The sequence below is a fragment of the Thermodesulfovibrionales bacterium genome, assembly GCA_035686305.1.
Lineage (GTDB): Bacteria > Nitrospirota > Thermodesulfovibrionia > Thermodesulfovibrionales > UBA9159 > DASRZP01.
On the sequence record DASRZP010000052.1, the window covers coordinates 41680 to 54822 of the forward strand.

At 51.8% G+C, this 13143-nt stretch carries 13 protein-coding genes; 11 read left to right on the forward strand and 2 right to left on the reverse strand.

Annotated elements, in window-relative coordinates; all coding sequences use genetic code 11:
• The first annotated feature begins 87 nt into the window (after positions 1-87).
• Complete coding sequence (gene clpX, locus VFG09_06145; GenBank protein ID HET6514725.1) at positions 88-1338, forward strand: ATP-dependent Clp protease ATP-binding subunit ClpX; 1251 nt, start codon at positions 88-90, stop codon at positions 1336-1338.
• Positions 1339-1592: 254 nt separating this feature from the next.
• Here the strand turns inward: clpX and VFG09_06150 are convergent, their stop codons facing one another.
• Both VFG09_06150 and rpmB read right to left on the reverse strand, forming a co-directional pair.
• Positions 1593-2066 (reverse strand): DUF721 domain-containing protein, encoded by a 474-nt coding sequence (locus VFG09_06150; protein ID HET6514726.1) that lies wholly within the window; start codon positions 2064-2066, stop codon positions 1593-1595.
• A complete protein-coding gene (gene rpmB / locus VFG09_06155) occupies positions 2063-2251 on the reverse strand; it encodes a 50S ribosomal protein L28 (GenBank protein HET6514727.1) in 189 nt (62 codons plus the stop codon). Before rpmB ends, VFG09_06150 begins: the two co-directional genes overlap by 4 nt.
• Positions 2252-2464: 213 nt before the next feature.
• On the opposite strand from rpmB, the gene infB reads away from it, so the two are divergent.
• The 10 genes from infB (at position 2465) to VFG09_06205 (ending at position 13128) form a co-directional block, all read left to right on the forward strand.
• Positions 2465-4783 carry a translation initiation factor IF-2 gene (gene infB / locus VFG09_06160; protein ID HET6514728.1) on the forward strand — a complete coding sequence of 773 codons (2319 nt, stop codon included), beginning with the start codon at positions 2465-2467 and terminating at the stop codon, positions 4781-4783.
• A 110-nt stretch (positions 4784-4893) separates the two neighbouring features.
• Positions 4894-5241: a 30S ribosome-binding factor RbfA gene (gene rbfA, locus VFG09_06165; GenBank protein HET6514729.1), complete on the forward strand. Its 348-nt coding sequence runs from the start codon at positions 4894-4896 to the stop codon at positions 5239-5241.
• Positions 5238-6191, forward strand: coding sequence for a bifunctional oligoribonuclease/PAP phosphatase NrnA (locus tag VFG09_06170; protein HET6514730.1), 954 nt, complete (start codon positions 5238-5240; stop codon positions 6189-6191). Before rbfA ends, VFG09_06170 begins: the two co-directional genes overlap by 4 nt.
• Positions 6192-6398: 207 nt before the next feature.
• Positions 6399-7334: a tRNA pseudouridine(55) synthase TruB gene (truB, locus tag VFG09_06175; GenBank protein ID HET6514731.1), complete on the forward strand. Its 936-nt coding sequence runs from the start codon at positions 6399-6401 to the stop codon at positions 7332-7334.
• A 92-nt stretch (positions 7335-7426) separates the two neighbouring features.
• On the forward strand, positions 7427-8479 hold the full coding sequence (gene pilM / locus VFG09_06180) for a type IV pilus assembly protein PilM (GenBank protein ID HET6514732.1): 1053 nt from the start codon (positions 7427-7429) through the stop codon (positions 8477-8479).
• A complete protein-coding gene (locus tag VFG09_06185) occupies positions 8476-9015 on the forward strand; it encodes a PilN domain-containing protein (GenBank protein ID HET6514733.1) in 540 nt (179 codons plus the stop codon). The genes pilM and VFG09_06185 overlap by 4 nt, the downstream gene beginning before the upstream one ends.
• A complete protein-coding gene (gene pilO, locus VFG09_06190; GenBank protein HET6514734.1) occupies positions 9016-9630 on the forward strand; it encodes a type 4a pilus biogenesis protein PilO in 615 nt (204 codons plus the stop codon).
• A gap of 13 nt (positions 9631-9643) precedes the next feature.
• Positions 9644-10177: a pilus assembly protein PilP gene (locus tag VFG09_06195; GenBank protein ID HET6514735.1), complete on the forward strand. Its 534-nt coding sequence runs from the start codon at positions 9644-9646 to the stop codon at positions 10175-10177.
• Positions 10174-12447 carry a type IV pilus secretin PilQ gene (gene pilQ / locus VFG09_06200; GenBank protein ID HET6514736.1) on the forward strand — a complete coding sequence of 758 codons (2274 nt, stop codon included), beginning with the start codon at positions 10174-10176 and terminating at the stop codon, positions 12445-12447. The genes VFG09_06195 and pilQ overlap by 4 nt, the downstream gene beginning before the upstream one ends.
• Positions 12448-12489: 42 nt before the next feature.
• A complete protein-coding gene (locus VFG09_06205; GenBank protein ID HET6514737.1) occupies positions 12490-13128 on the forward strand; it encodes a hypothetical protein in 639 nt (212 codons plus the stop codon).
• Positions 13129-13143 lie beyond the last annotated feature (15 nt).

Consider the following 13143-nt stretch of genomic DNA (forward strand, 5'->3'; position numbering starts at 1 on the left):
AGGAGTGATGAGCGACAAGCGGTCAGGGAGGAGGTGGCTCTTTTCCGGCTGCTTCCTTGGCGCTACCAATTTATCTCACGGAGGAGCATGATGGCCAAGAAAGAGAAAGACGACGCGAAACTCAAGTGTTCATTCTGCGGTAAGGGACAGGATGAGGTCAAGAAACTCATTGCGGGCCCGACCGTTTACATATGTGACGAATGTGTCGAGCTCTGCAACGATATCATTGCCGAGGAACTTTACACCGAGACCGCCGCACATGCTCTGCCGAAGCTCCCGACGCCGAAGGAGATCCATCAGTTCCTGAACGATTACGTCATCGGACAGGACCGTGCAAAGAAGATCCTCTCTGTTGCCGTTCACAACCACTATAAGAGGATCTATTGTCCTGATACCTCCGATATCGAACTCCAGAAGAGCAACATCCTCCTCATAGGACCGACGGGTACGGGAAAGACGCTCCTTGCCCAGACCCTAGCGCGGCTTCTTGATGTGCCCTTCACCATAGCCGATGCAACTACCCTCACCGAGGCGGGTTATGTGGGAGAAGATGTCGAGAACATCATTCTCAAGCTCCTCCAGGCATCCGATTTCGATGTGGAGAGGGCGCAGAGGGGCATTGTCTACATCGACGAAATAGACAAGATCAGCAGAAAATCAGAGAACCCCTCCATAACGAGGGACGTCTCAGGCGAAGGTGTGCAGCAGGCGCTCCTGAAGATCATCGAGGGAACGACGGCGAGCATCCCGCCGCAGGGGGGGAGGAAGCATCCCCAGCAGGAGTTTATCCAGGTCGATACCTCGAATATCCTCTTTATCTGTGGCGGAGCCTTTGTGGGGCTCGATGACATCGTGGGACAGCGGATCGGAAAGAAGACCCTCGGTTTCGGCGCCGAGGTTGTCGGGAAAAAGGAGAAGAAGATCGGGAATGTCCTCAGCCATATTGAACCCGAGGACCTCATCAAGTACGGCTTGATCCCTGAGTTTGTCGGACGGATGCCTGTTGTGGCCCTGCTCGAAGAACTCGATGAGGCCGCTCTCGTCAAGATCCTCACGGAGCCCAAGAATTCCCTTATCAAACAGTATCAGAAGCTTCTCTCCTTTGATAATGTGAGGCTGAGGTTCACGGAGGGCGCCCTTGCGGCTATTGCGAAGAAGGCGATAACGAGGAAGACCGGCGCGAGGGGACTGCGCGCAATCCTCGAAGAGGTCATGCTCGATGTGATGTATGAGGTGCCTTCGCAGATGGGCATCAAGGAATGCCTGGTGAATGAAGAGACGATCGAGAAGAAGGAACGGCCTATCCTCGTCTATGAGAAGCAGGCTGAATCGGCATAAGACAGACCATTCTTGTTGATTGGTTATCTGGCCGGGACCGGAATTTTATGGATTATGGCTCCGACCGTTCATCCGTCTTCTCTTCGGGGCCGGCATCCGCTTCTCGTCAAGAGAATAGCTCTTTGTGATTGTTCCGACCATATAATCCTAATGACGATCTGTCCTGCAGCGGCGCTTATGGTCCGCATGAGCGGACAGGCAAACAACCCGGACTTCTTGCCTGCGAATCGGACGTCGGCCCCGAATTTTGCGGATTATATGTCATAGGGGCGAGATCTTTCTTTATCGCTTACCCTCGAAGAAAAGGCCTTCCCCATCGCCTTTCTGATGCTTTCCTTTAACCCAGGGTCTTCGAGTTCCGAGACGGTCTCTTCAATAAAGGAGAGCGTATCACTGTCTAGGGACTTCTCTCTTTTCGCCTTCCGAGGCCGGGACCTGATATTCTTCTCGATCCGTATCGTGCCAAGCCTGAAACGGATATCCCTTACATCAAAGGGACCGAGTTTTTTCAGGATATCAGGTTTGTAAAAACTGATCTGCTGGAGCCACACCGGCGAGTCCACGGTTATGAGAAGTTCGCCTTCCTTGAGGGACGACGGAGACATGTGGAGGGAGAGAGGCTCTCCAAAGAGCGTCGGCCAGGCTCTCTTCAACTCTTCAAGCTTGAGCGCTCCTTCTATCCCGAGACTCTTGACAAAAGGGGAGAGGACGGCGCCGACTCTCTTCACACCGCTTTCTTGACAAGTCCTGACCTGAGACACCTCGTGCACACATACTCACGTCTTGTGCCGTGATTGGTCTCGATGCGGGTCCTCTGGAGATTGGGAGATATCTCCCGCTTTGTCCTGTTGTTTGCATGACTCACATTGTTCCCCACGATTTTCCCTTTGCCGCAGGCAAAACACTTTGCCATTTGAGTAACCTCCTCTTCCTCTTTATCCTTCGTCCGATTCTCTCACTCGGACCGACCGTCATGGCTAGCCGCCGGATGGTGCTCGCTGATCTGTCGTCGATGACGCAAATTGCATTAAAGAACGCGTTTATGATAACATTTTAGTTCAGAGGTTACAAGTAGAACGTTCCTCGTTCTATTTTCCGGCGGTTTTGGAATGGAGGTCTTCTATAGATGTCAAAGGTAAGAATCTACGAGCTCGCTAAGAAGTTAGGCGTCAATAACAAGGACGTTATCACCGCTCTCTCTCAACTCGGTATTACGGGGAAGACCCATTCTTCCAGTATAGATGATGAGACAGCCGGGAAAGTTACGCGTATCTGCAAGGGGACAGAGGAGCCTGCCGCAGCGCCTCTCGAGGCTGAGGCCAAGGCTGTCCCGTCTGAAGGAGTGAGGAAAGAAGTCTCGCCGGAGGAACCTTCTGAAGAACCCGCTGAAGAACCTTCGCCGGCCCCTGAGACAGAGCAGGTGCCTTTTCCTGAAAAGGAGGCCGGGGGGAAAGAGTCCGCGGCGGTCGTTGAAGAGACGGAGATTGAGGTCCCTGACAGGTTTAAGAAAGAGATAGAGACCGAGAAGGTGGAGAAGTTCAAGGCGAAACCTGCTATGCAGCGGGCATTTCAGACGGTCAGAAAGATAGAGCCTAAGAAGTGGCATGAAGTAAAGGGATTCAGGAAGACGGGAAAGGAGAGGGGACCGGTCAAGGTACAGGAAAAATTTCAGCCTCAGATTACGGCCCCCCGGAAGAAGCAGTTAAAGATCCAGGAAGGAACTACGGTAAAAGAGTTCGCCGAGCTCATCAGCGTGAAACTCGCTGAAGTCATCAAGAAGTTTATGGAATTAGGATACATGCCCACGATAAACCAGCCCGTAGACATCGATGCCGCGCTCCTCGTGGCCGAGGGTTTCGGCGTCAAACTCGAAGTGGCGAGTATGGCAGAAGAGGTCCCCCTTGAAGAAGAGGTCGAGGACGAGGCTTTACTCAGGCCCCGGCCGCCTGTCGTGACAATCATGGGACATGTCGACCATGGTAAGACCTCGTTGCTCGATGCGATCCGGCAGACGAAGGTGACCGAGACAGAGGCGGGAGGGATCACACAGCATATCGGCGCTTATAAGGTGACGCTGAAAGGGAAGGAGATCGTTTTCCTCGATACGCCGGGCCATGAAGCTTTCACGGCGTTGAGGGCAAGGGGGGCCAAGGTTACCGATGTCGTTGTCCTTGTTGTCGCTGCCGATGACGGCGTCAAGCCTCAGACCGTCGAGGCCATCGATCATGCGAAGGCCGCAAATGTGCCGATCGTCGTCGCGATCAACAAGATCGACAAGCCCGAGGCGAACCTTGAGCGCGTCAGGAATGAACTCGCTGAGCACGGCATCGTCTCCGAGGCCTGGGGGGGACAGAACATCTTTGTCGAGGTCTCTGCAAAGAAACGCATAGGGATCGAACATCTCCTCGAGATGATACTCCTCCAGGCAGAGATCATGGAGCTTAAGGCGAACCCTGAACGGATGGCCAAGGGTACCATCATCGAGGCACGCCTCGACAGAGGAAGGGGTCCCGTTGCGACAGTCCTGGTGCAGACAGGCACACTGCAGGTGGGCGAGGCCTTTCTGGCGGGGACGAACGTTGGGAAGGTTAGGGCTCTTATTGACGATACAGGAAAACGTATCCACGAGGCGCATCCGTCAACCCCTGTCGAAGTGATCGGGTTCTCTGATGTTCCGACTGCTGGGGACACGTTCTTTGCCGTGGAAGATGAGAAGAAGGCAAGACAGATAGCGATGGTGAGACACCAGAAACAGAGGCTCGCTGAGATAGCGAAGCAAAAGAAACTGACCCTCGATGATCTCTATTCAAAGATCAAGGAAGGGGAGATCAAGGACCTCAACATCATCATCAAGGGTGACGTGCAGGGTTCTATTGAGGCGCTGAAGGACGCCTTCGAGCACATTGTCCATGCCGAGGTCAAGGTGAGGGTCATTCACGCGTCCGTTGGCGCAATCAATGAATCGGATGTTATGCTCGCCGCCGCATCAAACGCCATCATCATGGGCTTTAATGTGAGACCTGAACCGAAGGCCTATCAGCTCGCCGAAAGGGAGGGCGTCGACATGCGCCACTATAACATCATCTATGTGGCGATTGAGGATGTGAAAAAGGCCCTTGAAGGGCTCCTGGAGCCGACGCTCAAAGAGAAGATACTCGGTAGGGCCGAAGTCAGGGAGACCTTTCAGGTCTCGAGGCTCGGAACAATCGCAGGGTGCTATGTCCTTGACGGAACCATAAGCCGTGCCAGTGACGGCATAAGGATCATTCGTGACAATATCGTCATCTATGGGGGAAAGATTTCATCCCTCAAGAGATTCAAAGAGGACGTACGGGATGTTCAGACGGGATACGAATGCGGGATCATGATCGAAAACTATAACGACCTCAAGGTAGGCGACATCCTTGAAAATTACGTCATCGAAAAGATAGCGGGAAAACTCTAACTTCAGAGATAGGGCAACGATGCATTATCCTTCCCCCATTCCTTGCTCTTGAGGACTGGGGAAAGGGGCATCTTTATACATAAATACATAAGTAGCTACGAACTGCTGAAATGCAACCCTATAAGCGCTCGCAGAGAGTCGGCGACCTCCTCAGGGAGGAGATAGCCGAGATCATCATGAAGAAGGTGAAGGACCCGCGCCTCGGTTTTGTGACGGTGACCGGCGTGGACATTACCGATGACCTGAAGATTGCAAAGGTCTTTGTGAGCATCCTCAAGGAAGAAGAGCGGGAGACTGCCCTGTCTATCCTGAACTCTGCCAGGAGTTTTGTCCGTTCCGAGCTTGCAAAGAGGGTAAGAATGAAGTCCATACCGTCCCTCGAGTTCAGGATCGACGAGTCGGTCGAATACGGAGGAAGGATAGACAAGCTCTTGAAGGAGATCAGGGAAAAGCTTTGAGAGTCCCCGAAGAACTTATAGCCCTCATCAGGAAGAACAGAGACTTTATCCTTGCAACCCATACAAGTCCTGATGGTGATGCACTCGGTTCGAGTCTTGCGCTTTCTTCCGCCCTTGAGTCATTGGGCAAGATTACCGCGGTCTTTAACCGTGACGGGGTCCCTGAAATCTATCGTTTCCTTCCCGGTCGTGAGAGGGTTGCCAGTTTGCTGCCCCGCGACAAGGGTCTTCTTGTCCTCCTTGATTGTAATGAACCCGAAAGGGCCGGGCTTGGCGACGCGTCGTTTCCTTATTCCATAGTGATAGACCATCATGAGACGGTGAGGGACTTCGGGGATATCAGATGGATCGAACCCCATGCTGCCTCCACAGGGATGATGGTCTATTACCTGCTGAAGGAGTTAGGGGTACGGATAACGGGAGATGTGGCAACCAATCTTTACGCTGCGATTGCCGTTGACACGGGGACGATGAGATACGGCAATACGACGTCTGAGGTCCTGAGGGTCTGCGCTGAGCTGGTCGACTCCGGCGCCGACCCTGGTTCGATTTCCTCCGCGCTTTATGAGGCATGGTCCTACGGAAGATTCAGGCTTCTCCTCAGTGTCCTCAACACTCTTGAGGTCGTGGGCGATATCGCCATGACGTACGTAACAAAGGAGATGTTCTCCCAGACGGGTACTTCCCCCGAGGACACTGAGCATTTCTCGAGTTTCCCCAGGATGATGAAGGATATACGGGTATCGGCATTCTTCAGGCAGACTGATGATGGATGGAAGGTGAGTCTCCGGTCAAGGGGAGATGCCGATGTTGCGAGGATAGCGGAACAGTTCAGAGGAGGCGGACACAAGAACGCGGCAGGCTACAGGACAAAAGGTGACCTTAAGACCGCACATGAAATACTGATTGGCAAGCTCAGGGATGAGACCTTTGCAACAAAGGCCCTATGACGGCGCGAATACCTACTCACTGACCCTCGGCGCGGAATTCACTATCTCACAAAATCCCAAGAGCCCTGTCATTTTTAAGAACAGAGGACTGTCAAAAATACTGATACGTTTGAGGACAGAAAAGGGGAGAGTCCTGTTTATTGTTTAAGAACAGCCATTTGGGGGAAATGAGGCACTGGCACGAAAACTGCTTTCGGTGAATTTTGCATGGACGCAGTCATTAACATAGACAAACCCGGAGACCTTTCTTCACAACAAGCCGTCACCACCGTAAAGAAGATCGTCGGAACGAGGAAGGCTGGCCACGCCGGGACCCTCGATCCCCTCGCCACTGGCGTTTTGCTGGTATGTACCGGCGAAGCCACAAAAGTCACACGATTCCTCGCAGACCTCGATAAAGAGTACATCGCTCTTATGAAACTCGGTGAAAAGACGGATACCCTGGACTCAGAGGGGGTTATAGTCAAAAGAACCGACAACATTCGCCTCGAAAGGGAAGATCTGGAAAAGACCATTGAGAGGTTTGTGGGGAGAGTTGCTCAGATCCCGCCGATGTACTCGGCAATCAAGGTTGGAGGCAAACGCCTTTACACTTTTGCGCGAAAAGGCATGGAGTTGGAGAGGCCTGAGCGGACGGTCGAGATCAGCAGGATAGAGATAACGAGGTTCGACCTGCCCTGGCTCGAGATAAGGGTTTTGTGCTCCAAGGGAACATATATCAGAACGTTGTGCGATGATCTTGGAGATGCGCTCGGAGTAGGTGCTCATGTCACGGCTTTGAGAAGAACGAGGATAGGCAACTTTCGCGTTGAGGATTCCGCGACCCCTGGCGAGTTGAGGGATTTGATGCATGGCTTGAAGTTGCCTGCACATGAAATGGAAGACCTGAAGACCGGCATGAAGGCGAGGGTGTTGGTGTCGATAGCAAGTATCGACGCTGCCCTGGCTCATCTCGGCGAAATCATATTGACCGATGAGCAGTTTGCCAAGGCCAGGAACGGGGCGCCGTTCATCTCTCCTATCCCCGAAAATGGCAGAGAGAGGTTCTTAAGGATGAGAGATCCCTCTGGCAACCTTTTTGCCATAGGGAAAACAGTTGGTCACTTGATAAAGATAGAAAGGATTCTGCATGTTAGCGGTTGAAATTAAAGCATTATTTGAAGGTTTAAAGTAAACCTCATGATTTTTAATAAAAAATACTTGACAAGAAAGTTTTTTTCTGTTATTTATTAGCTATGTTATTTGGGAAGAAAGGCATAGTCGGTCTCGATATCGGGTCAAGCTACATTAAAGCTGTTCAGCTTAGGGAAAGCCGCTCAGGCTATGAACTGGAATTCTTTGACATGTTTCCGATCTCGCCGGAACTCATCGTCGAAGGGTCCATTATCGATGCCATCAGACTGACGGAATCGCTGAAGGAACTCGTGCGAAAAGCGAAGATACAGAGCAAGAACGTCGTCATCGCCATATCCGGCCATTCTTCGGTCATTATCAAGCGTATATCCTTGCCCGAGATGACGGAAGAGGAACTGAGCGAATCGATCAAGTTCGAGGCAGAGCAGTACATTCCCTTTGATATCGAAGATGTGAACCTTGATTTCCAGATACTCGGGCCAAGAGAGGAAGCCGGGCAGATGGACGTCATCCTGGTCGCAGTCAAGAAAGATGTTGTCAACGACTATGTCTCGGCCGTGAGAGATGCCGGTCTCAATCCCGTTATCGTGGATGTCGACTCCTTTGCCCTCGAAAACATGTATGGAATAAATTATGAAATAGAACCCGGAACGAACGTCGCCCTTGTCAATATCGGAGCAAGCACCATGAACATGAATATTCTCAGGGGCGGGGTCTCGGTCTTCACAAGGGACAGTTCTTTGGGAGGCAACATCCTTACTGAAGCGCTCCAGAAGGAGTTCAATCTGACATACGAAGAGGCGGAACGTTTGAAGCGTGGGGAACCCTTTGAGAAGGTGAAAGGGGAAGAGGCCTATACGATGATGGTGAGCGCATCGGGTGATATCGTTACAGAAGTGGCGCGCTCCCTGGACTACTTCAGAAGCTCAACACACCAGCCGGAGATCCGGGAGGTGATACTGAGCGGAGGGTGCGCGCTCATACGCGATTTTCCAAGACTCCTTTCCGAGAGGATAGGCATGGACGTTGTCATTGCGGAACCTTTCAGGAACATACAGATCCCGAAGAAATTCGACCGATCCTATCTTGAGGAGATTGCTCCGATTGCTGCCGTTGCCATCGGTCTTGCCATCAGGAGGCCCGAGGACAGATGATACGGATAAACCTCCTGCCCGTTAAGAGAAAGAAGAAGGCGAAGCCCCTCCCTACCTTTGTTATAGGGGTCACCTTCATCGGACTCTTCCTGGCCGCCGTGCTCCTCTATCTGTACTTCTATTTCGATTCCAACATGAAATCGGCGGAGGCACAGTTCGAGACGAACAAGGGGAAGATCGCCGAGTTGAAGAAAAGGATCAAAGAAGTTGATGACTATGAAAACCTGAACAAGACCTTTGATGAGAGGAATAAGATCATTGAGCATCTCAGAAAGAATCAGAACATCCCTGCAAGGATGCTCGACGACATAAGTAAGGCCCTTCCGAACGGTGTCTGGCTGAATTCCATGGCGGTCCAGGGTGACGCGGTAACGCTCGAAGGATATGCCTTCTCAAACTCCGATGTCGTCGCGTACGTCGAGAATCTGAAAAACACCAAGAAGTTTACCGATATCTTCCTCCAGGAGACAAAGCAAACAGAAATAGAGAAGATTGCCGTATATTCTTATAAACTCACGCTGAAGGTAGTTGCTTAGATGGATCTGAAGAACATTGATCTGAAGACGATGCCTGCCGGGGTAAAGGTCGGCCTCATAGCGGCGCTTTTCGTCATTATCGCCGTCCTGGTCGCCGTCTTCCTCATACTGCCGAAATACAAGGAGATCCAGCGGCTCAGGGGCGAGATCACACAACAGGAGAACGAGATCGCAAAGGATCAGGCAAAGTCAGCAAAACTCTCGACGCTCAAGCTGGAGAACGAGAAGCTGAAAAGGAGGCTGGAAGAACTGAAGCTCCAGCTTCCCGAGGAGCGCGAGGTCTCGGGCCTCCTGAAGCAGGTGTCGGACCTCGGAATAAAGTCGGGCCTCAAGATCGTCTCGTGGAAGCCCGAGCAGAAAAGGGATCACCTGAGCGGGATCATTTACGAGATCCCCGTCTCCGTTGAGCTCTCAGGGACCTATCACAATCTCGGCATCTTCTTCAGCAGCCTGACGAAACTGAGCAGGATCGTGAATATCGCTGATATCAAGATAAGCGATCCCAAGTCCCAGGTCAACGAGGCAACAGATAAGATAACGTTTAAGGCAACGACCTTCTCGGCGATTCCCGAAAGCGAAATCTCTGCAAAGGCGCCGGAGAGCAAGAAGAAATGACGGGGGCTCGGAGATGACGAAAATTCTTGCAACGATCATGGTCATCGTGGCTTTCCTTGTTGCCTGCAGGAAGGAGGCTCAGAAGCCTGCGCAGGAGGTGAAGCCACAGGTCCAGGCCCAGAAGGCAGCAGCGGCCAAAGAGGCGACGCCTGAGGCGAAACCCGAGGAAGGGAAGGTAGAGACCGAGACCTATGTCTATGATCCCAAGGGAAGGAGAGACCCCTTCCTGTCGATTATAGAATCGGCGAAGAAGGAGAGAGACACAGAGAAGAGGAAAAAAGGCCTGAGACCTTCAGAGGCCTTTGACGTGAGCGAAATAAAGATCATCGCCATCGCCTCCGACAGGAAGAATAGTTATGCCATGGTACTGTTCCCCGATAATAAGTATTACACAGTCAAAGAGGGGATGACCCTTGGGGCCTATGGCGGCAAGGTGGTCAAAATCACCCCGGAAAGCATCGTGGTGAGAGAGCTTATAAAGAACTATAAAGGCGAGACCCTGCCGAAGGACACAATCTTGAAGCTCCGGAAAGAGGAGGGAGAATGAAAGAACAGAGAATGATTTCTATGATTTTGTTCATGACCATACTGGCTTTTATCGGGGGTTGTGCCACAAGCGGCAAGGTCAGGCAGGAGCCGATGCAAGAGGAGGCCGTCATAACCGATATCATCATATCCGACAATAAACTCGAGATCAAAGCGAATGGTCCTTTTGCATATACCGTCTATAAGCCGTCGGACCCTTTTCGAGTTGTCCTTGAGATGCCCGGCGTTAGTACCGGGGCATACAAAGACAAGATCGTGTCGAGAAGTGCAGGCATTACTGAAGTCATACCTACTCAGGCAGATTCTCAGAAGCCCACAGCGAAGATCGAAGTCCTCCTCCAAAGCCCCTCTCATGTCGAACCCTCGTACCATGACAATGTGCTGACGGTGACGGTCAAGGAACCTGGAGAAGCAAAACCGATGACGACCGGGGAACTCCCTGTACCAGCGGTGATGTCAATGGAGAAAACGGCTGCTGAGGTGAAGGAAGAGGATAAGGAGACGAAAGGGGAGAGCATCTCAGTCACAACGGCGGGTGAAACGGCCCCGATGGTGGAAGAGACCGCTCTTCTGTCGAAGGCCTCGGAAATAAGGGAGATACGCTTGGAGCAGACAGATGGTACCGTGAACTGTATTATCAGGGGTGACGGGTCGATGACCCCTACGGTATTTACTCTCAGGAGCCGGATTGTTGTTGATATCCCGAATGTGAACCTAAGGGCGAAGCTTCCCTCTGCCGTCATCGCACCCGTCAAGGGGATACGAGCGGGTAAGCACGGGGAAAAGACGAGGCTTGTTATAGACCTCAGAGAGATGAAGAACTTCGATGTTTCGTCGGTAAAAGACACCGTAATCATTGCAATTCAGGGGGCCGAAGCCGGCATCGTTGCCGCTAAAAGAGAGGCCCCTTCCCATGGGCCCCAGCGGACTGGAGTTGAAGAGAAGAAGGAAGACGAACAAAGGGTCCCTTCTGCCGCTACTGTTGGAGAGGTTGCAGAGATAAAGGAGGCAGAGGTCATCGTCGAAGGAAAATACAGCGGCAAAAAAATATCCCTCGACTTTCAGGATGCCGATATCGTGCCGATATTCAGGCTCCTTTCCGACATCAGCGGATACAACATTGTTGTCAGCCCTGAGGTGAAGGGTAAACTCACGATGAAACTGATCAATGTGCCTTGGGACCAGGCCCTGGACCTTATCCTCAAGACATTCTCCCTGGGCAAGTCTGTCGAAGGGAATATCATCAGGATAGCACCGCTTTCTGTTCTGGCGAAGGAGAGCGAAGACAAGGCGAGGGCAAAAGAGGCTGAAGTCAAGGCAGAGCCCCTCGAGACGAAGATCTTTCTGATAAGCTTCGCTGATCTCACCGTGGTCGAGAAGAACCTTAAGGATTCAAAGGTGCTTTCGGCGAGGGGGAGCATCAGCACTGACAAGCGAACGAGTTCCATTGTCGTCAAGGACGTTCCTTCGGTCATGCGTCAGATTGAAAATATCCTCTTGACCCTTGACCAGGCCACACCGCAGGTGATGATTGAGGCAAGGATCGTCGAGGTGAGCATCAATGATTTACGTGATTTGGGTATACAATGGGGATTAACGCTGAATGCGTCCAACACCCTATCATCCCTCACGGGGTTGTCAAGCCTGAACAAAGGATCATTCACCGGAAATCCCTTGGTCGTTGACCTGCCTGCGGGCAGTGTTTCTGCCGGATCAGGCTCGGGTTTTACCTTCGGGCTCCTCAACCCTTCAAAGACCCTGGGGCTTGACCTGCAGCTCTCGGCCCTCGAAAGCACCGGCAGGACAAAGATCATTTCGAATCCTAAGGTAGTTACGATCGATAATGAAAAGGCCACCATTATGCAGGGTACGAGCGAACCTTACCCACAGTTGACTCCTGAGGGCACCATAAGCACCGCCTTTAAGGATGTGGTGCTCAGTACCGAGGTGACTCCCCATATAACGCCTGGCGGCTCCGTGAGCATGTCTGTCCTTGTGAAGAAGGAAGATATTCTCGGTACCGTCAAAATCGCAGGTTCCGACGTGCCGAGGACTTCCAAGATCGAGGGGAATACGAAGGTCCTCGTACAGAACGGAGAGACCCTCGTTATCGGAGGGGTCTACAAGAAGACGACGAAGGAGTCAAGCTCAGGGGTTCCTGGGTTGATGAAGCTCCCCATCATCGGGAGTCTTTTCAGGACTGACCTTACTTCAGAAGATACCGCCGAACTTCTGATATTCATTACTCCCAGGATCGTAGGGAAGCTATAAGAGGTACGATGATATGATATACGAAAAATATTTGGAGGTACGATGAAAAAATACTTCTTTCTCCTCATAACTCTGTGTATAGCGTTTGCCTTTTTCTTGATGAACGGCTGCGGAAGTGGTTCGGGTTCTCCGGGTTCTTCGGGGAGCGAGGACACCGGTGTTACCCTTGACGCAACTATAACGCCAACATACAACGGCGCAAATACAAACTCTGTTGATGCATTCCAGGACATCTGCGACCCGGGGCCACCAGTTGTCGTCGAGTTTTTTGCAGACCACAGTGCAACAGTGGCGATAAATGCAACGCTCATAAATCCGAATCCTCCGATCCCAGCCGGGGTTCTCACGATACAGAAATATACCATTGACTACCGGGCGTCAAAGGATTCTATCGGTGCGCCGCCGATACAGTCGGATACAAGGTTCGTAACTGTTACGATCAATCCGCCCTTTGGTGGTTTAGCCCCAATAACGACAACATTCACTGCAGAATTCCTCGATCTGACGAGGAAAGATCAGTACGCGAAAGATGTGAATGTGACAAGCGGCATATATACTTCGAGGATCTTAAACAACTATACCGCCACTTACACGTTCCAGGGCGAGAACTCTTTTGGACAAAGTTTTACCATTCAAGCGCAGGCTGATTTTCAGATAGGTAATTTCAATAATTGTAAATAATGGTAAACGTCGGAG

Bases quoted from the DNA above. Each gene is read 5' to 3' on its own strand.
- clpX (HET6514725.1), top strand. From the start codon at position 88: ATGATGGCCAAGAAAGAGAAAGACGACGCGAAACTCAAGTGTTCATTC.
- rpmB (HET6514727.1), bottom strand. From the start codon at position 2,251: ATGGCAAAGTGTTTTGCCTGCGGCAAAGGGAAAATCGTGGGGAACAAT.
- infB (HET6514728.1), top strand. From the start codon at position 2,465: ATGTCAAAGGTAAGAATCTACGAGCTCGCTAAGAAGTTAGGCGTCAAT.
- rbfA (HET6514729.1), top strand. From the start codon at position 4,894: ATGCAACCCTATAAGCGCTCGCAGAGAGTCGGCGACCTCCTCAGGGAG.
- truB (HET6514731.1), top strand. From the start codon at position 6,399: ATGGACGCAGTCATTAACATAGACAAACCCGGAGACCTTTCTTCACAA.
- pilM (HET6514732.1), top strand. From the start codon at position 7,427: ATGTTATTTGGGAAGAAAGGCATAGTCGGTCTCGATATCGGGTCAAGC.
- VFG09_06185 (HET6514733.1), top strand. From the start codon at position 8,476: ATGATACGGATAAACCTCCTGCCCGTTAAGAGAAAGAAGAAGGCGAAG.
- pilO (HET6514734.1), top strand. From the start codon at position 9,016: ATGGATCTGAAGAACATTGATCTGAAGACGATGCCTGCCGGGGTAAAG.
- VFG09_06195 (HET6514735.1), top strand. From the start codon at position 9,644: ATGACGAAAATTCTTGCAACGATCATGGTCATCGTGGCTTTCCTTGTT.
- pilQ (HET6514736.1), top strand. From the start codon at position 10,174: ATGAAAGAACAGAGAATGATTTCTATGATTTTGTTCATGACCATACTG.
- VFG09_06205 (HET6514737.1), top strand. From the start codon at position 12,490: ATGAAAAAATACTTCTTTCTCCTCATAACTCTGTGTATAGCGTTTGCC.